The organism is Micromonospora sp. DT48 (genome assembly GCF_049844495.1).
Classification (GTDB): domain Bacteria; phylum Actinomycetota; class Actinomycetes; order Mycobacteriales; family Micromonosporaceae; genus Micromonospora.
Map to the genome: position 1 here is coordinate 1 of NZ_JBNCLE010000016.1, position 23,768 is coordinate 23,768.

At 71.2% G+C, this 23,768-nt stretch carries 20 protein-coding genes; 12 read left to right on the forward strand and 8 right to left on the reverse strand.

Annotation, left to right across the window (positions count from 1 at the left end; genetic code table 11):
- Nucleotides 1-176: 176 nt before the first annotated feature.
- A complete protein-coding gene (locus ACLQ2S_RS19570; RefSeq protein WP_425702264.1) occupies nucleotides 177-2,186 on the forward strand; it encodes a protein meaA in 2,010 nt (669 codons plus the stop codon).
- Between the two features lie 76 nt (nucleotides 2,187-2,262).
- Here ACLQ2S_RS19570 and ACLQ2S_RS19575 read toward each other — a convergent pair whose 3' ends face one another.
- Complete coding sequence (locus ACLQ2S_RS19575; RefSeq protein WP_155221219.1) at nucleotides 2,263-2,562, reverse strand: DUF1540 domain-containing protein; 300 nt, start codon at nucleotides 2,560-2,562, stop codon at nucleotides 2,263-2,265.
- A gap of 84 nt (nucleotides 2,563-2,646) precedes the next feature.
- On the reverse strand, nucleotides 2,647-3,267 hold the full coding sequence (locus tag ACLQ2S_RS19580) for a DUF4126 domain-containing protein (protein WP_425702313.1): 621 nt from the start codon (nucleotides 3,265-3,267) through the stop codon (nucleotides 2,647-2,649).
- 71 nt (nucleotides 3,268-3,338) lie between these two features.
- Between ACLQ2S_RS19580 and nucS the strand changes: the two genes are divergently transcribed.
- A complete protein-coding gene (gene nucS / locus ACLQ2S_RS19585) occupies nucleotides 3,339-3,998 on the forward strand; it encodes an endonuclease NucS (RefSeq protein ID WP_309223706.1) in 660 nt (219 codons plus the stop codon).
- Between the two features lie 64 nt (nucleotides 3,999-4,062).
- Here the strand turns inward: nucS and ACLQ2S_RS19590 are convergent, their stop codons facing one another.
- Complete coding sequence (locus tag ACLQ2S_RS19590) at nucleotides 4,063-5,556, reverse strand: aldehyde dehydrogenase family protein (protein ID WP_155221215.1); 1,494 nt, start codon at nucleotides 5,554-5,556, stop codon at nucleotides 4,063-4,065.
- Nucleotides 5,557-5,811: 255 nt separating this feature from the next.
- On the opposite strand from ACLQ2S_RS19590, the gene ACLQ2S_RS19595 reads away from it, so the two are divergent.
- The 5 genes from ACLQ2S_RS19595 (at nucleotide 5,812) to ACLQ2S_RS19615 (ending at nucleotide 10,601) form a co-directional block, all read left to right on the forward strand.
- Nucleotides 5,812-6,264: an FHA domain-containing protein gene (locus ACLQ2S_RS19595; protein ID WP_155221213.1), complete on the forward strand. Its 453-nt coding sequence runs from the start codon at nucleotides 5,812-5,814 to the stop codon at nucleotides 6,262-6,264.
- Nucleotides 6,265-6,366: 102 nt separating this feature from the next.
- Nucleotides 6,367-7,431, forward strand: coding sequence for an alpha/beta fold hydrolase (locus ACLQ2S_RS19600; RefSeq protein WP_425702265.1), 1,065 nt, complete (start codon nucleotides 6,367-6,369; stop codon nucleotides 7,429-7,431).
- Between the two features lie 160 nt (nucleotides 7,432-7,591).
- Complete coding sequence (locus tag ACLQ2S_RS19605; RefSeq protein WP_425702266.1) at nucleotides 7,592-9,430, forward strand: 3-hydroxyacyl-CoA dehydrogenase family protein; 1,839 nt, start codon at nucleotides 7,592-7,594, stop codon at nucleotides 9,428-9,430.
- Nucleotides 9,431-9,504: 74 nt separating this feature from the next.
- Entirely contained in the window at nucleotides 9,505-9,795 is a 291-nt protein-coding gene (locus tag ACLQ2S_RS19610) for a hypothetical protein (protein WP_425702314.1), read from the forward strand.
- Complete coding sequence (locus ACLQ2S_RS19615; RefSeq protein ID WP_155221207.1) at nucleotides 9,792-10,601, forward strand: alpha/beta hydrolase; 810 nt, start codon at nucleotides 9,792-9,794, stop codon at nucleotides 10,599-10,601. The genes ACLQ2S_RS19610 and ACLQ2S_RS19615 overlap by 4 nt, the downstream gene beginning before the upstream one ends.
- Nucleotides 10,602-10,626: 25 nt before the next feature.
- Here ACLQ2S_RS19615 and ACLQ2S_RS19620 read toward each other — a convergent pair whose 3' ends face one another.
- The 5 genes from ACLQ2S_RS19620 to mce form a co-directional block, all read right to left on the reverse strand.
- Nucleotides 10,627-11,886 carry an AI-2E family transporter gene (locus ACLQ2S_RS19620; RefSeq protein ID WP_425702267.1) on the reverse strand — a complete coding sequence of 420 codons (1,260 nt, stop codon included), beginning with the start codon at nucleotides 11,884-11,886 and terminating at the stop codon, nucleotides 10,627-10,629.
- A gap of 289 nt (nucleotides 11,887-12,175) precedes the next feature.
- Nucleotides 12,176-14,404, reverse strand: a complete 2,229-nt coding sequence (locus ACLQ2S_RS19625) for a hypothetical protein (protein ID WP_425702268.1) — start codon at nucleotides 14,402-14,404, stop codon at nucleotides 12,176-12,178.
- Between the two features lie 168 nt (nucleotides 14,405-14,572).
- On the reverse strand, nucleotides 14,573-15,853 hold the full coding sequence (locus ACLQ2S_RS19630) for a DivIVA domain-containing protein (protein ID WP_425702269.1): 1,281 nt from the start codon (nucleotides 15,851-15,853) through the stop codon (nucleotides 14,573-14,575).
- 269 nt (nucleotides 15,854-16,122) lie between these two features.
- Entirely contained in the window at nucleotides 16,123-17,478 is a 1,356-nt protein-coding gene (gene ccrA / locus ACLQ2S_RS19635; RefSeq protein ID WP_309223704.1) for a crotonyl-CoA carboxylase/reductase, read from the reverse strand.
- A 238-nt stretch (nucleotides 17,479-17,716) separates the two neighbouring features.
- Entirely contained in the window at nucleotides 17,717-18,193 is a 477-nt protein-coding gene (gene mce / locus ACLQ2S_RS19640) for a methylmalonyl-CoA epimerase (protein WP_155221196.1), read from the reverse strand.
- Nucleotides 18,194-18,256: 63 nt separating this feature from the next.
- Between mce and ACLQ2S_RS19645 the strand changes: the two genes are divergently transcribed.
- The 5 genes from ACLQ2S_RS19645 (at nucleotide 18,257) to ACLQ2S_RS19665 (ending at nucleotide 23,751) form a co-directional block, all read left to right on the forward strand.
- Nucleotides 18,257-19,456 carry an acetyl-CoA C-acetyltransferase gene (locus tag ACLQ2S_RS19645; protein ID WP_155221194.1) on the forward strand — a complete coding sequence of 400 codons (1,200 nt, stop codon included), beginning with the start codon at nucleotides 18,257-18,259 and terminating at the stop codon, nucleotides 19,454-19,456.
- A gap of 65 nt (nucleotides 19,457-19,521) precedes the next feature.
- Complete coding sequence (gene meaB / locus ACLQ2S_RS19650; protein ID WP_155221258.1) at nucleotides 19,522-20,457, forward strand: methylmalonyl Co-A mutase-associated GTPase MeaB; 936 nt, start codon at nucleotides 19,522-19,524, stop codon at nucleotides 20,455-20,457.
- A 98-nt stretch (nucleotides 20,458-20,555) separates the two neighbouring features.
- Nucleotides 20,556-20,948 carry an Asp23/Gls24 family envelope stress response protein gene (locus tag ACLQ2S_RS19655; RefSeq protein ID WP_230462819.1) on the forward strand — a complete coding sequence of 131 codons (393 nt, stop codon included), beginning with the start codon at nucleotides 20,556-20,558 and terminating at the stop codon, nucleotides 20,946-20,948.
- A 104-nt stretch (nucleotides 20,949-21,052) separates the two neighbouring features.
- A complete protein-coding gene (locus ACLQ2S_RS19660; protein WP_155221190.1) occupies nucleotides 21,053-22,741 on the forward strand; it encodes an acyl-CoA mutase large subunit family protein in 1,689 nt (562 codons plus the stop codon).
- Between the two features lie 98 nt (nucleotides 22,742-22,839).
- Entirely contained in the window at nucleotides 22,840-23,751 is a 912-nt protein-coding gene (locus tag ACLQ2S_RS19665; protein WP_425702270.1) for a tetratricopeptide repeat protein, read from the forward strand.
- The last annotated feature ends 17 nt before the right edge of the window (nucleotides 23,752-23,768 follow it).

A 23,768-nucleotide genomic window follows, 5' to 3' on the forward strand; every position in this document is an offset into this window, starting at 1 on the left:
GACAGGGGCAGTCAGTCATACCGAGCCGGGCGACCGAGCCGTCCCCGGCTGGGGACGATCAAAAAGGTAACGGGTGGTACCCGCCACCGAAGGCGGGTTGTACCAGGGCGTCCGCCCTACCGCGCTGTGTGGTTTGGCACAGCCCGATGTACTGGACGGTAACTTAAACTCCGGCCATGGACGAGAAGTCACTCCCGGGCCGGCTGCCGGAGCGCGACCGCCCCTGGGTGATGCGCACCTACGCGGGGCACTCCTCGGCCGCCGAGACCAACGCGCTCTTCCGCCGCAACCTGGCCAAGGGGCAGACGGGACTCTCGGTCGCCTTCGACCTGCCCACCCAGACCGGGTACGACCCCGACCACGACCTCGCCGCCGGTGAGGTCGGCCGGGTCGGTGTCCCGGTGTCGCACCTGGGTGACATGCGCAAGCTCTTCGACGGCATCCCGTTGGCCGACATGAACACCTCGATGACCATCAACGCCCCGGCGATGTGGCTACTCGGTCTCTACGGCACGGTCGCCGCCGAACAGGGTGCCGAACTCGCCCGCTGCGCCGGCACCACGCAGAACGACATCATCAAGGAGTACCTCTCCCGGGGCACGCACATCTTCCCGCCGGCTGCCTCGCTGCGGCTGACCGCCGACGTGATCGCGTACACGCTGCGCGAGATGCCACGGTGGAACCCGGTCAACATCTGCTCGTACCACCTCCAGGAGGCCGGGGCCACCCCGGTGCAGGAGGTGGCCTTCGCGCTGGCCACGGCGGTGGCGGTGCTCGACGCGGTACGCGACGGCGGTCAGGTCCCGGCGCAGCGCATGGGCGACGTCGTGCAGCGGATCTCGTTCTTCGTCAACGCCGGGGTGCGCTTCGTCGAGGAGATCGCCAAGATGCGCGCGTTCGGCGCGCTGTGGGACGAGATCACCCGCGAGCGGTACGGCGTCGAGGATCCGCGACAGCGTCGCTTCCGGTACGGCGTGCAGGTCAACTCCCTCGGCCTGACCGAGGCCCAACCCGAGAACAACGTGCAGCGCATCGTGCTGGAGATGCTGGGCGTCACCCTCTCCCGCACGGCGCGGGCGCGGGCGGTGCAACTGCCGGCCTGGAACGAGGCGCTCGGCCTGCCCCGCCCGTGGGACCAGCAGTGGTCGCTGCGCATGCAGCAGGTGCTCGCGTACGAGTCGGACCTGCTGGAGTATCCGGACCTGTTCGACGGCTCGCACGTGATGACCGCGCTGGTCGACGAGATCGTCACGGGTGCCCGCGCCGAGTTGGCGACGGTGCTGGAGATGGGCGGTGCGGTCGCCGCGGTGGAGAGCGGCTACCTCAAGAGCGCCCTGGTGGCCTCGCTGGCCGACCGGCGGCGACGGATCGAGGCCGGCAGTGACGTCGTGGTCGGCGTCAACCGGTTCACCGAGACCGAACCGTCCCCGCTGACCGCCGCCGGTGCCGAGGCGGTCGTGCAGGTCGATCCCGCCGTGGAGGTCGCCGCCTCGGCGGCCGTACGCGCCTGGCGGGCCGACCGCGACGCGGCGGCCGTGGACGCGGCACTGGCCCGGCTGCGTGCGGACGCCGCGACCACGACGAACCTGATGACCGCCACCCTGGAGTGCGTCCGCGCCGGGGTGACCACCGGCGAGTGGGCGGCGGCCCTGCGCGAGGTCTTCGGCGAGTACCGGGCGCCGACCGGGCTGACCGGCGCCTCCGGCAGCGGCGGCGACGAGGGGTTGGCCGAGGTGCGCGCCCGGGTCGCCGCCACCGCCCGGGAACTGGGCAGTGGACGCCTACGACTGCTGGTCGGCAAGCCGGGCCTGGACGGGCACTCCAACGGTGCCGAGCAGATCGCGGTACGCGCCCGGGACGCCGGCTTCGAAGTGATCTACCAGGGCATCCGGCTCACCGCAGGGCAGATCGTGGCCGCTGCGGTGGAGGAGGACGTGGACCTGGTCGGGCTCTCCGTGCTCTCCGGCTCGCATCTGGCGGCGGTGCCGGCGGTGCTCGACGGGCTGCGGGCGGCGGGTCGCCCGGAGTTGCCCGTGGTGGTCGGCGGGATCATCCCCGCCGGGGACGCTGAGCAGCTGCGTGCGGCCGGAGTTGCGCGGGTGTTCACCCCGAAGGACTTCGCCCTGACCGGCATCATCGACGAACTCGTCACCGTCATCCGACAAACCAACGACCTGTGCCGGTAAGGAAGGGCACCCTGTTAACGCCTCGTGTATAGCAAGGGCCCCCTGCTAACACCGTGCTGCTTACCGAGCCTGACGGTCAACGGTGGCTGTAGGTCATGCAGTCGGCCAGGTCGGCGTCCGGGCCGACCCGGATCGCCGGCGCGTGGCACTCCAACTGCTCGTTGTGCCGGCAGTCGGCGCGCTGGCAGGCCCCGACCTGGGCGGTCTGCCCGTCCAGGCCGGCCCGCACGGCGGGCATCTCGATGAAGGTGTGGCAGTGGGCGTGGTCCTGGCTGCCGATCGTGATGGCGAAGGCGTGGCAGTCGCCGGTGTGGTTGTACGCACAGGCGGCGACCACACACTCCTGCACACGGGGCATTTCCATTGCCGCGGTCATGACCCGACCCCCTCCAGTTGGTTGCCCCAATTGTAGGTCTTAGGGCTGGTTGGGGCGGCGATTCGGCCGAACCGACGGCCGAGGTCAGACGCGGAAGCCCGCCTCGCGTGCCGCCTTCCGTTCCCGGCGCCGTTCCGCCCGACGACGCAGCAACCAGGGCAGGAAGAGCACCAGCCCCACCAGGAAGGCGAGCACCAGCACCGGCAGGACGATCGCGACGAGCGACATGACGACACTGGTGGCGTCCTCGGCGGTGCTCGCCACCGGCGCACCGAAGCCGGCCGTGGCCGCGTTGATCACCGGCCGGGCGGTCGACTTCAGCAGGTGTACGCCGAGCGCGATGAGCACCCCGACCAGCACCGGCAACCACTGGCCGCCACTGGCGAAGAAGCTGTCCGGGTCACTCACGGTCACCGTCTCCGAGGCGGAGCCGGCCCCGAACGCCAACCCGCCGGCCGTCGGCCGGACGACCGTCTGCACCACGTCGTTGATGTGGTCCACCACGGGAACCTTGTCCGCCACCACCTCGACGACCAGCAGCACCGCGAGGATGCCCAGCACCCACTCGTTGCCGAGCCACTGCCACCCGCCAGGCAGGTCGATGACACTGGTGAACCGGGCCAGTAGACCCATCACCAGCAACGGTACGTAGGCGTTCAGCCCCGCCGAGGCGGCGAGGCCGGTACCGGTGAGCACTTCGAGCACCATCACAGCATGGCACCGCCGCGCCAGCGCTGCTCGGTGGCGATCTCCGGTGACTCCGCTACCCTGCTCGGGTGCGGTTGGTGATTGCGAAGTGCTCGGTGGACTATGTCGGACGGCTCTCGGCCCACCTGCCGCCGGCGACCCGGCTGTTGATGGTGAAGGCGGACGGATCGGTGTCCATCCACGCCGACGACCGGGCGTACAAGCCGTTGAACTGGATGAGCCCGCCGTGCCGGCTGGAGGAGGCTCCCGGCGTCTGGCGGGTGGTCAACAAAGCCGGTGAGGAACTGCGGATCACCCTCGAGGAGATCTTCCAGGACACCTCGTACGAGCTGGGTGTCGATCCAGGGCTGCGCAAGGACGGCGTGGAGGCGCACCTTCAGGAACTGCTGGCGGCCAGCCCCGAGGCGCTGGGTGACGGGTACACCCTCATCCGCCGCGAGTACATGACCGCCATCGGGCCGGTCGACCTGCTCTGTCGGGACGCCGACCAGGGCACGGTCGCGGTCGAGGTGAAGCGTCGCGGCGAGATCGACGGCGTGGAACAGCTCACCCGCTACCTGGAGTTGCTCAACCGGGATCCGCTGCTCGCCCCGGTCGCCGGGGTCTTCGCCGCGCAGGAGATCAAGCCGCAGGCGCGGGTGCTCGCCACCGACCGGGGGATCCGTTGCGTGGTGGTCGACTACGACCGGCTGCGCGGCATCGAACGCGACGAACTGACCCTCTTCTAGCTAGACGCCGTCGGTCGTCGGTTGGCTCGGCGCGGCCCGGTGACCGTCTTGCCGGCCGCCCGCGTCACCTGCCGTAGAGCAGCTTGACCGCCTTCACCAGCCGGGCGACGTCGTTCGGGGTGCGGTCGAACGTGGTCGAGGGCAGCAGGGAACGCCCCCGGCGGCGGGTGACGGACTTGGCGCGGGCGAACTCACGCAGCCCGTCCTCGCCGTGGATCCGGCCGAAGCCGGACTCGCCGACGCCGCCGAAGGGCAGGGTGGACATGCCGGCGAAGGTGAGCGTCGAGTTGACCGAGGCCATGCCGGAGCGCAGCCGCCGGGCGATCGCCACCGCGCGCTGGTGTCCGAAGACCGAACCACCCAGCCCGTACGACAGGGCGTTGGCCCTGGTCAGTGCCTCGTCGATGGTACGCACCCGGTTGATGGTCAGAGTGGGACCGAAGGTCTCCTCGCGTACGGCGGCGGCGTCCTCCGGTACCTCGACCAGCACGGTCGGGTGCGCGTACGGCGGTCGGACCGCGTCCGACCCGCCGAGCACCGCACGGCCGCCACGGGCCAACGCGTCCTCGATGTGCCGCCGGATGACGTCCAGTTGACTCGGCATGGTGATCGGACCGATGTCGGCGTCGGGGCCGACGGTGAGGCGTCCGGCGCGTTCGACGACCTTGTCGACGAACGCGTCGAAGACCGGCTCGACCACGTAGGCGCGTTCGATGCCGATGCAGGTCTGTCCGGCGTTGGTCATCGCTCCCCAGACGCACGCCTCGGCGGCGGCGTCCAGGTCGGCGTCCACGTCCACGATCATGGCGTCTTTACCGCCGGCTTCCAGCAGCACCGGGGTCAGCGACTCGGCGCAGGCCGCCATCACCTTCTTCGCGGTGGCCGTCGACCCGGTGAAGGCGACCTTGTCGACACCGGCCCGGCACAGGGCCGCGCCGACGTCGCCGAGGCCGTGCACCGCGGTGAGCACCGGGTGTTCGGGCACCACCTCGGCGAAGCTGTCGACGAGCCACTGACCGACGACCGGGGTGTACTCGCTCGGCTTGAAGACCACCGCGTTGCCGGCCGCCAGCGCGTAGGCGATGGAGCCGACGGGGGTGAAGACCGGATAGTTCCATGGACCGATCACGCCGATGACGCCGTGCGGCTGGTACTCCAGATGGGCCGAGAACTCGGCCAGGACGAGCCGCGAGCGGACCCGACGCGGGCCCAGCACCCGCCGGGCGTTGCGGGCCGCCCAGTCGACGTGCTCAACCGCGGTCACGATCTCGACGAGCGCGTCGGCGACCGGCTTGCCGCCCTCGGCGTGTATCAGGTCGGCCAACTGCTCCATCCGCTGCGCGAGGAGCCGTCGCCAGCGCAGCAGACGCTCCCGCCGCCCGGTGAAGCCGAGACCCGCCCACCACTGACCGGCTGTGCGGGCCCGCTCGACAGCACGTTCGACGTCGACCGGGGTGGTGACCGGCACGCGCCCAGTCTCGTCGCCCGAGGCCGGGCTGGTGGAGATGAGGTGATCGCCCTGGATCGCCGGGGTGCCGGGGGGTCGCACAGCCGTCATGGCGGAAGTCTAGACCTGAGGATTACTCGCTGGTAGGGGTCGGGGAAAGGGGGGTTCCTGCTGCCCGTCAGGGTGGCTGAATCGGACGAACCTCCTGATCGGGTCGGTAGTTCCGGCACCGACCGTCGTGGAAGATGTGAACGCAAAGCACCCGGACGGTTACCGGTAGGCATCCGGCTGGATGGTGGAAGGGAACACGTGGTGGTGACAGGCTGACCCCGGGGATCGTCGCACGGGTGGAGGGGCTGACTGTCCATGGAGGAACATCCGCAACTGATGCCGCTGTTGACCGTGGCCGCCGGGCCGATGCGAGGGCGACGATTCCGGCTGCCACGCCGACCGCAGGTGATCGGCCGCGATCCGGCGGTCGACATCGTCGTGCACGATCCGCACCTGAGCCGTCGACACGTCGAGATCTGGCGGACCGGCGAGGGGTCCTCCCTGGTGGATCTCGGATCCACGAACGGCACCTGGGTGAACGGCCTCCGGGTCACCGAGGTGGTTCGCCTCAGCGACGGCGACGTGATCCGGATCGGCGGCACCGAGTTGCGGTTCTTCGACCCGAGCGTGGCACGGACGGACCCGGTGGGGCTCAGCTTCGAGCTGCCCCGTCAGGAGCGACGCCCGAGCCGACCGCTGCCCGCCACGGTCGCGACGCCCGTGGTGCCGGGGCCGTCCGGCGCGGCGGTGGTCGGCGTACCCCGCTGACGACCGTCCGCCCACCGGTCCGGCCCCTGGCCGCCGCCCACCGGAGGCGTCCTTGCCGGGTGGTTGCCGGCCACATGGACCGACGGTGCCGGTCGTGGCACCATGCCGCGAATGAGGACACAGCGGCAGGCGGTCACCGCGAACGGCATCAGCCAGTCCGTCCTGGTGGCCGGACCCGTGGACGCAGCGCCGGTGCTCCTCGTGCACGGCAACTGCTCCTCGGCCGCCTTCTGGGAGCCGCTTGTGCGCCGTCTGCCGGAGACGTTGCGGGTGGTGGCGCCGGATCTGCGCGGCTACGGCGACACCCAGACCGCCCCGGTCGACGCCGGTCGTGGCCTGACCGACTTCGCCGACGACGTGGCCGCGTTGCTCGACGAGCCGTCGCTGTTCGCCGAGGGTGTCCGGCCCGTGGTCGTCGGTCACTCGCTCGGCGGGGGAGTGGCGATGCGCCTGCTGGCGGACCACCCTGACCGGGTCGCCGGGCTGCTGCTGGCGGCACCCGTGTCCCCGTACGGCTTCGGGGCCACCCGCGACCTGGTCGGCACCCCGACCACGCCCGACCTGGCCGGTGCCGGTGCGGGCACGGCAAGCGGGGACTTCGTGGCACGGCTGGTCGCCGGTGATCGCGGCACCGAGGCGCGGACCAGCCCGCGCAGTGTGCTGCGGGCCGCGTACGTGGCGGACCCCTCCTGCCTCGGCGACGACGAGGAACTGCTGCTCGACAGCGTGCTCTCCACCGCGACCGGCCCGGACAACTACCCCGGCGACGCGGTGGGCTCGCCGAACTGGCCGGGTAGCGCGCCGGGCGGTCGGGGAGTGCTCAACGCGCTCGCGCGCTTCCGGGTCGCGGAGGAGATGGTGGCGGTCACACCCAAGCCACCGGTCACCTGGATCCGTGGCGATGCCGACGTGATCGTCTCGGACACCTCGCTGTTCGACCTGGCCCAGCTCGGGGCGCTGGGGGTGGTGCCCGGCTGGCCGGGGCGACAGGAATGTCCGCCGCAGCCAATGATCGGGCAGACCCGAGCGGTGCTCGACCGGTACGCCGAGGCCGGCGGCACCTACCGGGAGGTGGTGCTGCCGGGCTGCGGACACAGCCCACACCTGGAACGCCCGACGGAGTTCGTCGCCGAACTGCTCGCCCTCGCCGGGGTCGATCCGGCCTGACCATTCCGGCCAGGGTCGGCCGGCGGGGTGGCGGAACCCGGGCACCGGTGACATGTGCCACCGCGCCTCGACAACTGTGCGTGACGTGGCAGACTCGCGCGCATAACCTTAGCGGCCGTTCACGTCCGGCCGTGTCGTCGCGGACAGGGGAGGGCGGGTCGTGGCGCGCGAGTTCACCAGCGTCGGTGTGGTGGGTCTGGGCACCATGGGTGCCGGCATCGTGGAGGTCTTCGCCCGTAACGGCATCGACGTGGTGGCCGTGGAGATCTCCGACGCCGCGCTCGACCGTGGGCGGACGATCCTGACCGGTTCGACGGACCGGGCGGTGGCCAGGGGGAAGCTCGCCGAGGCCGACCGGGACGCCCTGCTGGCCCGGATCAGCTTCGCCGTCGGGTTGGACGCGCTGCACTCGGTGGACCTGGTGATCGAGGCGGTACCCGAACACCTGCAGCTGAAGCAGCGGATCTTCGCCGAGCTGGATCGGGTCTGCAAGCCCGACGCCATCCTCGCCACCAACACCTCGTCGCTGAGCGTGACCGAGATCTCGGTGGCCACCACCCGCCCCAACCAGGTCGTCGGCATCCACTTCTTCAATCCGGCACCGGTGATGAAGCTGGTCGAGGTGGTACGCACAGTGGTCACCTCGGCCGACGTGGTGGCCGACGTGGAGGCGCTCTGCGAGCGACTCGGCAAGGTCGACGTCACCATCAGCGACCGGGCTGGCTTCATCGCCAACGCGCTGCTCTTCGGCTACCTCAACCACGCCGTCGACCTGTTCGAGTCCCGCTACGCCACCCGCGAGGACATCGACGCCGCCATGAAGCTCGGCTGCGGACTGCCCATGGGGCCGCTCGCGCTGATGGACCTGATCGGCTTGGACACCGCGTACGAGATCCTGGACACCATGTACCGGCGGGGTGGCCGGGACCGCCGGCACGCCCCAGCGCCGTTGATCAAGCAGATGGTGACCGCTGGGCTGCTCGGCCGGAAGTCCGGCCGGGGCTTCTACACCTACGAGCGGCCCGGCTCGCCGAAGGTCGTACCGGACGAGCAGACGCCGACCACGACGGACCCGACGCCGACCGACTCAGCCGCGACCAAGGTCGGCATCGGGCGCGCGAGGAGTGAGCTTGCGAGCCCCGCAGCCGCGACCAAGGTCGGCATCGTGGGGTCCGGGACGATGGCCACCGGGATCATCGAGGTCTTCGCCACCGCCGGTTACGAGGTCGTCTCGGTGACCCGGGGCGCGGAGCAGTCGGCGAAGGTGTTCGAGGCGGTGCAGACCTCCCTCAACAAGGGCGTCGTCCGGGGCCGGCTCGCCGAGGCGGACCGGGACGCCGCGCTCGGCCGGATCAACTGGTCGGCGACGCTGGAGCACCTGGCCGACGTGGATCTGGTGGTCGAGGCGGTGGTCGAGGAACTCAGCGTCAAGAAGGCGCTCTTCGCCAGCCTGGACGAGATCTGCAAGCCGGGCGTGCTGCTGGCGACGACCACCTCCTCGCTGTCGGTGATCGAGATGGCGATGGCCACCCAGCGCCCGGCCGACGTGGTGGGCCTGCACTTCTTCAACCCCGCCCCGGTGATGCCGCTGGTGGAGATCGTCCGGACGATCCGTACCTCCGCCGAGACCGTCGCCACCGCTCAGGCCGTCACCGCCGCGTTGGGCAAGACCGGCGTGGTCTGCGGTGACCGGGCCGGTTTCATCGTCAACGCCCTGCTCTTCCCCTACCTCAACGACGCGGTGCGGATGCTGGAGGCCAACTACTCCACTGCCGACGACATCGACCACGCGATGAAGCTGGGCTGCGGCTACCCGATGGGGCCGTTCGAGTTGCTCGACGTGGTGGGTCTGGACGTGGCGCTGGCCATCCAGCGGGAGCTCTACCTGGAGCTGCGGGAACCCGGTTTCGCCCCGGCGCCGCTGCTGGAGCACCTGGTCACCGCCGGCTATCTGGGTCGCAAGACCGGCCGGGGGTTCCGCGACCACACCCGCCGCTGAGCGGTTCGCGGCGCACCGCCCGTACGCTTGATGACGTGAGTCCCCGTCGCAACCGTCCCCGCCGTGACGACACGGTGCGGCTCGACGCCGAGCGCGCCCGGCACGGCGTCGCCGCGGTCCAACAGTGGCGGGACGGCGAGTGGCAGGTACGCGGGATCAGCGGTGGCGCGTCCACCAAGACGTACCGCTGTCCCGGGTGCGATCAGGAGATCCGCCCGGGTGTGGCGCACGTCGTCGCCTGGCCGGCGGACGACCGGGGTGACCTCACCGACCGGCGGCACTGGCATACCGGCTGCTGGCGGGCCCGGGACCGACGGGCCCCGGTGATCCAGCGCGGTCGGCGCAACGGGAGACTGGAGCGATGAGTTCACCGATCCGTGCCTCCTCGATCCTGCCGGGGCGTCGGGAGGACATCGAGCTGCACACCGCGGACGACCTGCGGTTGGTCGGCGAGCTGGCCCGCCCGGTCGACCGGGAACCGGCCGCGACCCTGGTCTGCCTGCACCCGCTGCCCACCCACGGCGGAATGATGGACAGCCACGTGTTCCGTAAGGCGGCCTGGCGACTGCCCGCGCTGGCCGACCTGGCCGTGCTCAGGTTCAACACCCGGGGCACCAGTAGCGTGCGCGGCACCAGCGAGGGCAGCTTCGACTCCGCCGTCGGTGAGCGCTTCGACGTCGCCGCCGCCATCGAGTACGCCGAGTTCCACGAGCTGCCGAACATCTGGCTGCTGGGCTGGTCGTTCGGCACCGACCTGGTGCTGCGCTACGGCTGCGATCCGGCGGTGACCGGGGCGATCCTGCTCTCGCCACCGCTGCGTTTCGCCGGCCGGGCGGACCTGGACACCTGGGCCGAGTCGGGCAAGCCGCTGACCGCGTTGGTGCCGGAGTTCGACGACTATCTGCGCCCGGAGCAGGCTCGGGAACAGTTCGCGGCGGTGCCGCAGGCCGAGGTGGTCGGCGTACCCGGGGCCAAGCACCTCTGGGTCGGCGACGCCGAGACCGTGCTGGACGAGGTGGTCCGGCGGGTCAACCCGGCGGTGTCGGTGCCACTGCCGACCAGCTGGGACGGCCCGATGGAGACCGGCGACGCCAGCGCGTACGCGGACCGGACGGTTGCCGCCTTCGCCGACACGCCGGTGTCGGGTCCACCGCAGCGCCGGTCCGAGTGACATCCGCCGGTGCGGGGTCGGCCGGTCAGCGGGCATCCTGGCGGGGGATCACCACCTCCCGGAGGATGAGCTGGACGGCGGCCACCGTCGGGATGGCGATCAGCGCGCCGATCACCCCCACCAGCGACACTCCGAGCAGCGCGGCCACCAACGCGGCGACCTCGTTGACCTGCACCGAACGCCGCATGATCTTCGGGTAGATGAGGTAGTTCTCGATCTGCTGGTAGATCACGAAGAAGACCACGCAGGCGATGCCGACCGAAGGCTCGGTGGCGAAGCCGACCAGGCTGACGATCACGGCACCGAGGGTGGCACCGATCTGCGGGATCAGGTCGGTCACCGCGACGACCACCGCCAGCGCGAACGGGTACGGCAGACCGACGACCAACGCGAACACGAAGGTGCTCGCGCCGGCCAACACCGCGATGACCAGCGCGCCGACCATGTACGCCCCGACCTTGGTCAGGATCTCGTCACCGATCAGTTGCACCCGCTGGCGACGGGAGCGCGGCACCAACGCGTAGGCGAGGTCGCGCAACCGGTCGAAGTAGACCAGGAAGTAGATGGTCAGCACCAGCACGGTCAGCACCCGGAAGACGGTGCCGAAGACCAGTTGGGCACCACCGAGCACCCCGCCCAACGCCCGGCCGACCACGTCCGCGCTGGCCGCCTCCTGAGCACGGCGCATCAGGTCGAACCGCTCGACCAGGTCGTTGACCGTCTCGTTGCGGCGCAGCGACTCCAGGTAGCTCGGCAACTGCTCGATGAACTGGCCGGACTGGGTCACGATCGGCGGCACCAGCGCCAGCACCCCGGCGGCGAGCAACGCCACCACGACCAGGACGACCGTCGCCACGGCCAGTCCGCGTGGAAAGCCCCAGGACCGTAGCCGGAGCACCGCCGGGTGCAGGCCCACCGCGAGGAAGAGGGCGATCACCACCAGGACCAGGATTCCCGCCGCGTTGCGCACCCCCAGATAGACCGCGTACGCGAGCAGTACGCCGAGCGCGCCGGTGAACCCGACCAGGAAACTGTTACGCCTCAGGGGACGCCCGGGAGTGCCGAAGCGCCCTCCGTCCGGGTGTGCCGCCGCGCCGACCGTCGAGGTCTGCGTACCGTCGCCGGTGGGTGTCGCCCGCGAGCCCGGCGGCGTGTTCTCCGTGCTCTCGCCGGACTGCGAGGCTGGCGGCGGTGTCGCGGGCCGCTGGCGCGGGCGTGGTCCGCCCCCTTGCTGCTCCCGCTCGGTGGGTCCCGGCTCGGCCTCGTCGGGCTCGTGTTGTGCCATCCGGTCTCTCCGTCGAGTGGTCCGGCAGTGCCGTCGGGCCATACTGCCCGGTTCGAGGTCCGTTCGGCACCCGCAATACCACCGTCCCAGCTCTCGCCCGAGCCGGTCGGCCCTACGAACCCTCGTCGCCGACCGTACGGCGATTCGTCCCCGGTCGCACGCTTGCCCTGCATGATCGCCCAGTGCCCGGGTGGGACCGCTGCGCTCGGAGCGTGGTCGACCGGGCCGGACGCTGGACCGCCGGCCCTGGGGCGCCGAGGCCGCTGGGCCGCGCCCCCGGGGTGGATGGTCAGTCGGAGGTGACCTTGCTGGGCTTGGCGCTGCGCTCGTCGGTGGTCGGCTTGGTGGGGCGCTTGCCGTTCTCGCCGGTGCTGGTGATCTTCGTCGGGGTGGCACCCCGGCCGCCTTCGCCGGGCACCGCCGCCACCGTGGGCTCGCCGTCCAGGCCCTCGCTCGCGGTGCCGCCGTCGACGCTGGTCGGCTCGGTCGGCGGCCGGGTCGGCGAGGCGTCCTCGACCGTGGTGACCGGTTCCGCGACCGGCTTCGTCGCCGGACCGGCGTCGTCCGTGCTCGTACGGTCACCGGCCGGGGCGGAGTCGCTGGTCGGGCCCGCGCCGGTGGCCGTGTTGGCGGCGGTCACGCCGTCGTCGGAGGGCTGGGCACCGTTGGTCGAAGGGCTGGTGAGGAGTGCGCCGTTGGGCGACACGCTGGCGGGCGCGGACGCGGCCGAACCGTCGGGCGTCGACGCGGCCTGAAGCCGCAGACCGAGCAGCTTGCGCTCCAACTCGTCGGACTCCTGCCGGGACTTCCACGTCTCCTGGCGCAGGTCGGCGAGCTGCTGCTGGGCCTTGGCGATCTCCAGCATGACCTGGGCGAGTTGCTGTCGGCTGGCGGCGGCCTCCTGCTGCGTGGCGGCGAGGTGCTGCTGGGTGGTGGCCAGGTGCTGCTGGGTGGTGGCCGCGTACTCCTCGAACTGGCGACGGGACGAGGCGACGTACTCGTCGGCCTCCCGTCGTACGGCGGTGACGTGCTCGTCCGCCTCGCGCCGGGTGGTCTCGGCGTACTGGTCGGCGTCGCGGTGGGTGGTGGCCGCGTACTCGTCGGCTTCGCGCCGGACGGTCGTGACGTACTCGTCGGCCTCACGTCGCTTCGCCGCCGACTCGGCCTCGGCCTGGCGCAGCAGCTCGCCGGCCTGCTCCTCGGCCTGCGCGCGGACCGTGGCGGCCTCCTGCTCGGCGGCCTGGCGGATCTGGTCGGCGCCCTGCTCGATCTCGTTCTTCCGCGCGGTGTACTCCGCCTCCAGCTGTGCCCGACGGGTCTCGAAGTCGGACTCCAGCTCGGCGGTACGGGCGCGCATCCGCTCGTCCAGCTCGGCGCTGCGGGTCTTGTACTGCTTCTCCAGCTGATCACGGCGGGCGGTGAACTCGCGTTCGGCGGTCGCCTTGCGCTCGGTCAGCTCCCGGTCGGCCGCCTCGCGTCGGCTGTTGACCTCCTGCTCCACCCCGGCCCGCCAGGCACCCAGCTCCTGCTGTGCCTGCGTTCGGGCATGCTGCACGTACGCCTCGGTCTCGCTGCGCATGCGCTGGGCGTACGCCTCGGTCTCGGCACGGGTGCGCTTCGCCGACTCGGCCGCCTGGGTGGTCAACCGCTCGGCCTCCTGGCGGGCCTTGTCGCGGGTGGCCCGGCCGGCCTCGGTGGCGTCGTCGATGATCTGCTTGGCCTCATGCTGGGCCTTGGCATGGGTGGCCCGCCCCGCCTCGGTGGCCTGGTCGACCAGCCGTCGCGCCTCCTGCTGGGCCTTCGCGTGCACCTCCTTCGCGGCGTCGCGAAGCTGGGTCGCCTCCTGCTGGGCGGTGGCCAGGGCCTCCCGGGCCGCCTCGCGCAGCTTGGTCGCCTCCTGCTGGGCCCGAGTGTGGATCTCCCTGGCGGCGTCCCGTAGCTGGGTGGCCTCCTGCTGGGCGGTGGCCAGGGCCTCCTGAGCGGACTTGCGCAGCCGGGCGGCCTCCTCCTTCGCAGCGGTCAAGGCGGCTTCCGACTCCGCCCGGCGAGCCTCGGCCTGCCGTTCCTCCTCCGCCCGCCGGGCGGCCAGTGCGATCTCGAAGTCCTTGAGCGCGGTCGCGGCCTCGGCGCGCGCCTCCTCGATGATGTGCTCGGCGGCGGCCCGCCGGGCCTCGATCTCCTCGTGGGCGGCGGAGAGGATGTCCTCGGCCTGCTCCTCAGCCAGCGTGAGGATCTGCTCCACCCGTGGCCCGAGGTGTCGGAAGGCGGCCCGGTCGACGACCCCGACCTGCTTGCGCACCTGGGCGAGGTCGCGTTGCAGCACCTCGACCTGACCGGCCAGCTTGTGGATCTGGGTGTACGCCTGTTCCCGTTCGGCCGCGAGCGCGGCGATCTCGTGCTCCGCACGAGCGACGTAGCGGTCGACCTGCCGTTTCTCGTATCCCCGCAGAGCGGACTCGAAGCTGGGCTCCGTGGTCACGTCCCCGCCGAGCGCGAACAGTTCCTCGCCGTGCGACATGCTCCCATCCTCACACGCATCGGGCCCTCCTGGGGCGATACGGACGCCCCTGTTGGGAGCTACTTCACGACCTGGAGAGGGGTACTGCGGACGCAGGGCGGCGCGGGGTGTCACCGGTCACCCGATGTCACCCCGCGCCGTGGATCATGCCCCGGTACGGGAGGCGGCTCAGCTGGCCGACTCGGCGGCGGCGGGCTTCTCGGAGCCCTCCGCCTTGGCGTCCTCCGCCTTCGTGGCCTCGACCTTGGCGACCACCGCGTCGGCCACACCCGGCACCAGACCGGCGAGACCGGCCAGGCTGGAGCGGATCTGGACGAGCTGGGCGGTGACCGCGTCCTTCTGCCGGGTGAGGTCCTCGACCTCGCGGCTGGCCGCCTGGGTGGTCAGCTCGGCCTCGGTGCGGGCCTCGTTGAGCAGGCGCTGCGACTCGGCACGGGCCTCGTTGAGCGTCCGCTCGGCGAGCGCCTTGGCCTTCTCCACCGTCTCGGTGGCGCTGCGCTCCGACTCGACCCGGCGGGCCTCGGCCCGCTGCTCGATCTCCTTGGCCCGGTCCTGCGCGGCCCGAGCCCGCTGCTCGGCCTCGTTGACCAGCTTCTGGGTCTGTGCGACCTGGGCGGCGTGCCGCTCCGACTCCTCGCGCTCGGCCTTCTCCCGCCGCTCCGCGAGCTGCAACTCCAGGGCCTGGAGGTCCTTGTCGCGCTTGTCGCGGGCGTCGGTGAGCAGCTTCGTCGCCTCCGCGCGCTTCTCCTCGGCCTCGCGGGCGGCCTTGGCCCGCTGCTGGGTGATCTCACGCTCGGCGGTGGCCCGCAGGGTGGCCACCTCGCGCTCCACGGTGGACTTCAGTTCGGCGACCTCGTGGGCGGTCACCGTACGCAGCTGCTTGGTCTCCCGCTCCGCGTCGGCGCGCAGGGTGTCGGCCTCCCGCCGGGCCTGGACGCGGACCTCTGCGGCCTCGCGCTCGGCGGCGGTGCGGACGTTGCCCGCCTCCCGCTCGGCGGTCGCCTTCATGGCCGCCGCCTCGGCGCGTGCCTTGTCGGTGATCTCCCGTGCTTCGAGACGGGCGGCGGAGAGGATCCCCTCCGACTCGCGCTTGGCCTCGTTACGGTGGTCGTTGGCCTGCTCCTCGGCGAGCCGGAGGATCTGCTCGACCCGGGTGCCGAGGCCGGACAGCGTGGGCCGGCTGTTCTCCTCCAGCTGCTTGCTGGTGTCGGCGAGCTTCTGCTCCAGGGCCGTGAGCCGCTGCTCGGACTGCCGGAGCCGGCGCTGCGCGTCGTTGAGCGCCTGCTCGGCGTCGGCGCGGTCCTTGTTGGCCTGGCTCAGCGCGGCGTTCAGCCGGCCGATGAAGTCGTCGACCTGACCGGTGTTGTATCCGCGCAGGCCAACCGTGAAATCTGGCTGCGAGTTCGCGTTATCGAAGAACGCGAGAGGGGAGGACTGCTGCTGGGGCATTGGGACATACTGGCAGACCCCCCGGGGTGCTTCGCAAGAGCGTGGCGTCCGCATTACATGGTCAACACCACCGGGTGGCCGACCGCGCGATCTTGCCAGCTCCGGGGCGAGCCGGACGGGCGGAGCGGGTCCCGGAAAAAGGGCCGTGGGAGCTAGTCCCACGGCCCTTTGTTTCCGGCGTCGGCCGGTCGCACGAATGGGGGTCCGACCGGCTGTGTGGAAAGCCAATCGGCGATCACCGAATGGCCATCCGGGCCTCGGCCGTCAGGTCAGCGCCCGCGGAACCGGTTGATCGCCTCGGCGTGCCGGGCCCGCAGCTCGGGGTCACGTACGCCGAGTCCGTCCTCAGGGGCCAGGCAGCGGACGCCGACCTTGCCCTGGTGGGCGTTGCGGTGCACCTCGTACGCGGCCTGGCCGGTCTGTTCCAGGGCGTACGTCTTCGACACCGTGGGATGGACCCTGCCCAGCGACACCAGCCGGTTGGCCTCCCACGCCTCCCGGTAGTTGGCGAAGTGGCTGCCCACGATGCGCTTGAGGTGCATCCAGAGGTAGCGGTTGTCGTACTGGTGCAGGAAGCCGCTGGTGGAGGCGCAGGTGACGATGGTGCCGCCGCGCTTGGCGACGTAGACGCTGGCGCCGAAGGTCTCCCGGCCCGGATGCTCGAAGACGATGTCCGGGTCCTCACCGCCGGTGAGTTCCCGGATCCGTTCACCGAAGCGCCGCCACTCGTCCGGCTCCTGGGTCTGTTCGTCCGACCAGAACCGGAAGCCCTCGGCGGCGCGGTCGATGACCAGCTCGGCACCCATCCGACGGCACAGTTCCGCCTTCTCCGGCGAGGAGACGACGCAGACCGGGATGGCGCCACCGTTGAGGGCAAGCTGGGTGGCGTAGCTGCCCAGGCCGCCCGAGGCGCCCCAGATCAGCACCACGTCACCCTGCTTCATGTTCGCGCCGTGATGCGACACGAGCTGCCGGTACGCCGTCGAGTTGACCAGGCCCGGGCTGGCCGCCTCCTCCCAGCTCAGGTGCGCCGGCTTGGGCATCAGCTGGTTGGCCTTGACCACGGCAAGCTCGGCCAGGCCGCCGAAGTTGGTCTCGAACCCCCAGATTCGTTGCTGTGGGTCGAGCATCGTGTCGTCATGGCCGGCCGCGTCCTCCAACTCGACCGACAGGCAGTGGGCCACCACCTCGTCGCCCGGACGCCAGCGGCTCACCCCGGCACCGACCCGCAGCACCACCCCGGCCGCGTCCGAGCCGACCACGTGGTACGGCAGGTCGTGCCGCCGGGCCAACTCGGAGCTGCGGCCGTAGCGCTGGAGGAACTTGAAGGTGGGTAGCGGTTCGAAGATGCTGGTCCAGACGGTGTTGTAGTTGATGGCGCTGGCCATCACCGCGACCAGGGCCTCACCCGGGCCGAGTTCGGGGGTCGGCACCTCCTGTAGGTGCAGCGCCTTGCGGGGGTCCTTGTCCCGGGTCGCCAGGCCGTCGAACATCCGGGTCTCCTCGGCCCGGACGACCACGCCCCGATAGCTGGCCGGCACCGGTAGTCCCGCGACGCCGGCCAGCTCGCGCGCCGGGTCGGTCGACCCGTCCGCCGCCATGATGGCCTCAACGATGTCCTGCACGGTGACCTCCGGTTCTCGCCGCGACGGCGGCGGGCCTGGGGCTGCCATCGTCGACGCCGGTCGGTGGCGGTCACCATGTCGGCCGCCACCACATCCCGCGCCTTCGGGCTGCTGTGAGGCCGGAGGTTACTGAACGGTAGCTTGGGTGGATAGCCTGCTGTGAAAAAGTGCATCGGCCACTGCGCGGAGGTGCGCGCTCGCCCGAGCGAACATGCACCTCCGCGCCGTGCGCGGGTGGTCAGTGGGGTGCGTCGGCCGGTTGCACCAGCTCGACCAGCACGCCCCCGGCGTCCTTGGGGTGGACGAAGTTGATCCGGGAGCCGGCGGTGCCGCGTCTCGGGGTCTCGTAGAGCAGCCGCAAACCGCGCTCGCGCAGCGCCGCGCAGGCCGTGTCGATGTCCGCCACCGTGTACGCCACCTGCTGGACGCCCGGACCGTTGCGGTCCAGGAACTTCGCGATCGTGGACTCCGGGGACAACGGCGCGAGCAGTTGCACGCAGCCGTCCTCGGTGCGGGGCCCGACCGCCAGCATCGCCTCCCGGACGCCCTGCTCGGTGTTGGTCTCCGTGTGCACGCAGCGCATGCCGAAGGTGCGCTGATAGAAGGCGACGGCGGCGTCGAGGTCGGCCACCGCTATCCCGATATGGTCGATTCGGAGTAGTCCGATGTCTGTGACATAGTCGGCAGCGGGCTCGACGGGGGAGTTCTCAACCATGACGTTAGTCTGGCCGAACAGTCGTTAAGGCGTACAGGTCGGCACCCCCCCTCGGAGGCAGGTATGGCTTCGGTGATCGTCAGCGGCGCGCGGACCCCGATGGGGCGCCTGCTGGGAAACCTCAAGGACCTACCGGCGACGAAACTCGGCGGCATCGCGATCTCCGCCGCGCTCGAACGGGCGGGAGTCGCACCCGACCAGGTGCAGTACGTGATCATGGGCCAGGTGCTCCAGGCCGGCACCGGGCAGATCCCCGCCCGGCAGGCGGCCGTCGAGGCGGGCATCCCGATGTCCGTACCGGCCCTGACCATCAACAAGGTCTGCCTCTCCGGCCTGGACGCGATCGCCCTGGCCGACCAGCTGATCCGGGCCGGTGAGTTCGACATCGTGGTGGCCGGCGGCATGGAGTCGATGACCAACGCCCCGCACCTGCTGCTCGGCCAGCGCGGTGGCTACAAGTACGGCGACGTGGTGGTCAAGGACCACATGGCGCTCGACGGGCTCACCGACGCCTGGGACTGTTGCTCGATGGGTGAGTCCACCGAGCGGCACGGCCACACCCGGGGCATCACCCGCCGCGAGCAGGACGAGTTCGCAGCTGCCAGCCACCAGCGTGCCGCGGCCGCGCAGAAGAACGGCCACTTCGCCGAGGAGATCACCCCGGTGGTCATCCCGCAGCGCAAGGGTGACCCACTGGTGATCAGCGAGGACGAGGGGATCCGGCCGGACACCACCGCCGAGTCCCTGGCCAAGCTCCGCCCGGCGTTCACCGCCGACGGCACCATCACCGCCGGCAGTTCCTCGCCGATCTCCGACGGGGCCGCCGCGGTGGTGGTCATGAGCAAGGCGAAGGCCAAGGAGCTGGGCCTGGCCTGGCTGGCCGAGGTGGGAGCGCACGGCAACGTCGCCGGCCCGGACAACTCCCTGCACTCGCAGCCGTCCAACGCCATCCAGCACGCGCTGCGCAAGGGTGGTCTGAGCATCTCCGACCTCGACCTGATCGAGATCAACGAGGCGTTCGCCCAGGTCGGCATCCAGTCGACCCGTGACCTCGGGATCAGCCCCGACAAGGTGAACGTCAACGGCGGCGCGATCGCGCTCGGTCACCCGATCGGCATGTCCGGTGCCCGGCTGGTGCTCACCCTCGCGCTGGAGCTGAAGCGGCGTGGCGGTGGCACCGGTGCGGCGGCGCTCTGCGGCGGCGGTGGCCAGGGCGACGCGCTGATCATCCACGTTCCCGACCCCACCGAGACCGATCTGTGAGCGAGTCGAACACCCGCGTCCCGGTGGCGGCCGCCGGCTCGGTGCGCCGCAGTCGGGACGTCCCGATGCTGGTCGAACGGGCTCGCGACGGTGACCCCCGTGCGGTCGCCCGGCTGATCACCCTGGTCGAGTCGGGCGACGAGACGGTCCCGGCCATCGCCGCGGCGCTCGCGCCGTACACCGGGCGGGCCCAGGTGGTCGGCCTGACCGGCTCTCCGGGCGTGGGCAAGTCCACCACCACCAACGAACTGGTCCGGGCCCTGCGCAGCCGGGGCCATCGCGTCGGCGTGCTGGCCATCGACCCGTCGAGCCCGTTCACCGGCGGTGCCATCCTCGGCGACCGGGTGCGGATGCAGGACCATGCCACCGACCCCGGCGTCTACATCCGTTCGATGTCCAGCCGGGGGCACCTCGGTGGGCTGTCGGCGGCGACTCCGCAGGCGGTGCGGGTGCTGGAGGGCGCCGGCTGCGACGTGGTGCTGGTCGAGACCGTCGGCGTCGGGCAGGCGGAGGTCGAGGTGGCCTCGCTGGCCGACACCACGCTGGTGTTGCTCGCACCCGGCATGGGCGACGCGATCCAGGCGGTGAAGGCCGGCATCCTGGAGATCGCCGACGTCTTCGTGGTCAACAAGGCCGACCGGGACGGCGCCGACGCCACCGTGCGGGACATCCAGGGCATGATCGCGCTGGGTGAGCGCGGGCCCGGTCAGTGGCGTCCGCAGGTGGTGCGGGCGATCGCCGCCCGGGGTGAGGGCATCGACGACGTCGCCGCCGCCATCGACAAGCATCGCGCCTGGCTGGTCGAGCACGACGAGTTGCGGCGACGGCGGGAGGCGCGGGCCGCCGCCGAGGTCGAGGCGATCGCGCTCGGTGCGCTGCGCGCCCGGATCGGCTCGCTGCGCGACGGTACGCAGTTGCCGGCGCTCGCCGCCGAGGTGGCGGCCGGTTCGACCGATCCGTACGCGGCGGCCGAGGCGTTGCTCGCTCAGCTGTCCGGGTGACCACGTCCACTGCGGACCGCCGAAGACGGTTAGGCTCGCACCGCCGCGTGGGTTGCGCGGGTGCTGCGAAGGCCGCTGGGGGACGCATGGACCACGAGATGACGCAGGAGCTGGCGATGACGCCCGACGCGGTCGCGGGTGGGCGTACGCATGTCTCGGACGAGGTGGTGGAGAAGATCGCGGTGGCCGCGGCGAAGTCCGTGCCCGGCGTGGTCGAGTTGGGTGGCGACATCGCCCGGTTCTTCAACGCGGTGCTGGACCGGGTCGGGCTCGACCAGGTCGGCGACGCCCGGCGGGGATGCTCGGCGCACGTGACCAACGGTGGTGCCGTGATCAACCTGGTCATCGTGACCGACGCCGGGCATCCGGTGCCCGAGGTGACCACGGCGGTGCGGGTCGAGGTGACCCGGGCGGTCGAGGCGTACGGGCTGCGGGTCGACGAGATCAACATCCGGGTGGACGACGTGGCTATCGGCGGTGACCCCGCCTGAGTTCGCGCAGCTCAGTTACTGGTCGGTACGAACTTCCTTATCGATCGTTCAGGTAAGGGCTCTACACTCGACGTGCAGTCGAGGACTCGAGGAGGAGCCCGGGGATGAACGCCGACGAGATCGCGGCCGGGCGGGCCCGCTGGCAGGCCCGCTACGACGCCGCGCGCAAGCGGGACGCCGACTTCACCACGCTCTCCGGGATGCCCGTCGAGCCGGTCTACGGGCCGCCGGAGGGGGCCGCGTACCCGGGCTTCGAGCGGATCGGCTGGCCCGGGGAGTATCCCTACACGCGGGGCCTCTACCCGACCGGCTACCGGGGGCGGACCTGGACCATCCGTCAGTTCGCCGGGTTCGGTAACGCCCGCCAGACCAACGAGCGCTACAAGATGATCCTGGGCGCGGGCGGTGGCGGGCTCTCGGTCGCCTTCGACATGCCCACGCTGATGGGGCGCGACTCCGACGACCCGCAGTCGCTCGGCGAGGTCGGCCACTGTGGGGTGGCGGTGGACAGCGCCGCCGACATGGAGGTGCTCTTCGACGGCATCGACCTCGCCGGGGTCACCACGAGCATGACCATCTCCGGCCCGGCGGTGCCGGTGTTCTGCATGTACCTGGTGGCCGCCGAGCGGCAGGGCGCCGACCTGTCGAGCCTCGACGGCACGTTGCAGACCGACATCTTCAAGGAGTACATCGCGCAGAAGGAGTGGCTGTTCGACCCGGAGCCGCACCTGCGCCTGATCGGCGACCTGATGGAGTACTGCGCGGCGGAGATCCCGCGCTACAAACCGCTGTCGGTCTCCGGGTACCACATCCGCGAGGCCGGCTCCACCGCCGCGCAGGAACTGGCGTTCACCCTGGCCGACGGCTTCGGCTACGTCGAGCTGGGGCTGTCGCGGGGACTCGACGTCAACGTCTTCGCCCCCGGTCTGAGCTTCTTCTTCGACTCGCACGTCGACTTCTTCGAGGAGATCGCCAAGTTCCGTGCCGCCCGCCGGATCTGGGCCCGCTGGCTGCGCGACGTCTACGGCGCGACCAGTGAGAAGGCGCTCTGGCTGCGGTTCCACACGCAGACCGCCGGTGTGTCGCTGACCGCGCAGCAGCCGGTCAACAACGTTGTACGCACCGCCGTCGAGGCGCTCGCCGCGGTGCTCGGCGGCACCAACTCGCTGCACACCAACGCCCTGGACGAGACCCTCGCGCTGCCCACCGACGAGTCCGCCGAGATCGCCCTGCGTACGCAGCAGGTGCTGATGGAGGAGATCGGGGTGACCAACGTGGCCGACCCGCTGGGCGGCTCGTGGTACGTCGAGGCGCTCACCGACCGGATCGAGGCGGAGGCGGAGGAGATCTTCGCCCGGATCCGGGCGCTCGGTGGCGACGGCCCGCACACCATCGGCCCGATGACCTCCGGCATCCTGCGCGGTATCGAGGACGGCTGGTTCACCGGGCAGATCGCCGAGGCCGCGTTCGCCTACCAGCAGGCGCTGGAGAAGGGCGAGAAGAAGATCGTCGGCGTCAACTGCCACACCGGCACGGTCGCCAAGGAACTGGAGATCCTGCGTATCTCGCACGAGGTGGAGTTGGAGCAGCGCCGGATGCTGGCCGAACGCAAGCGCGGCCGGGACGATGCCCGGGTCCGTGCCGCGGTCGAGGCGATGGTCGCGGTGAGCCGTACCGGGGAGAACATGATCCCGGCGATGCTCGACGCCGTCCGGGCGGAGGCGACGCTCGGCGAGATCTGCGACGCGCTGCGCGCCGAATGGGGCGTTTACCGCGAGCCCGCACGGTTCTGACCTTCGCCCCATCAGGCGGCTGGGCAGGGGTGACAGCGGCAACTGCGCGGGCCGAGGCTGATCGGAGTTCGGGGAACTGCGTGCGAGACTAGATAACCATGAGCGACCCACGGATCACCTCGTCGATCTTTACCCGCGGCGCGGTCGACCTCAGCGCGCTGCGCACCCCTGCCCCCAGTTCCGCCCCGGCGCCGGTCCAGGCCGGCCCGCCCGCCGGCGCACCCGGTGGTGCTGTCGGCGGGGTCACCGTCGTCGACGTGACCGAGGCGACCTTCCAGTCGGAGGTCCTGGAGCGCTCGCTGACAACACCCGTCGTGGTCGACTTCTGGGCCGAGTGGTGTCAGCCCTGCAAGCAGCTCTCCCCGGTGCTGGAACGACTGGCGGTCGAGGGTGGCGGTGCCTGGGTGCTCGCCAAGGTCGACGTGGACGCCAACCCGAGGCTCGCGCAGATGTTCCGGGTCCAGGGCATCCCGATGGTGTACGCGGTGGTCGGCGGGCAGCCGGTTGACGCGTTCTCCGGAGTGGTACCCGAGGCGCAGCTGCGTCAGTGGATCCAGGCCGTGCTCAAGGCGGGCGGGGTGAGCGTGGCCGAGACGGAGGACCCCCGGCTCGGCGAGGCGGACGACGCGCTGATGAGTGGCGACCTGGACGCCGCCGAGCAGGCGTACCGGAAGATCCTCGCCGAGACCCCGACGGACGCCGCCGCCGAGGCCGGGCTGGCCCAGGTGGGGCTCGCCCGCCGGGTGGCCGGCACCGATCCGCAGGCCGCGCTCACCGCGGCGGAGGCCAACCCGGACGACGTCGACGCCCAGCTGCTCGCCGCCGACATCGAGGTGCTCAGTGGTCTGGCCGAGCAGGCGTACCAGCGGCTGGTCGGGCTGGTCCGCCGCACCGGTGGAGACGACCGGGAGAAGGTCCGACAGCACCTGGTCGGCCTGTTCACCATCGCCGGTCCCGAGGATCCGGTAGTCGCCTCGGCCCGCCGAGCTCTGGCCAGCGCCCTGTTCTGAGTACCTGCCACGCCAGC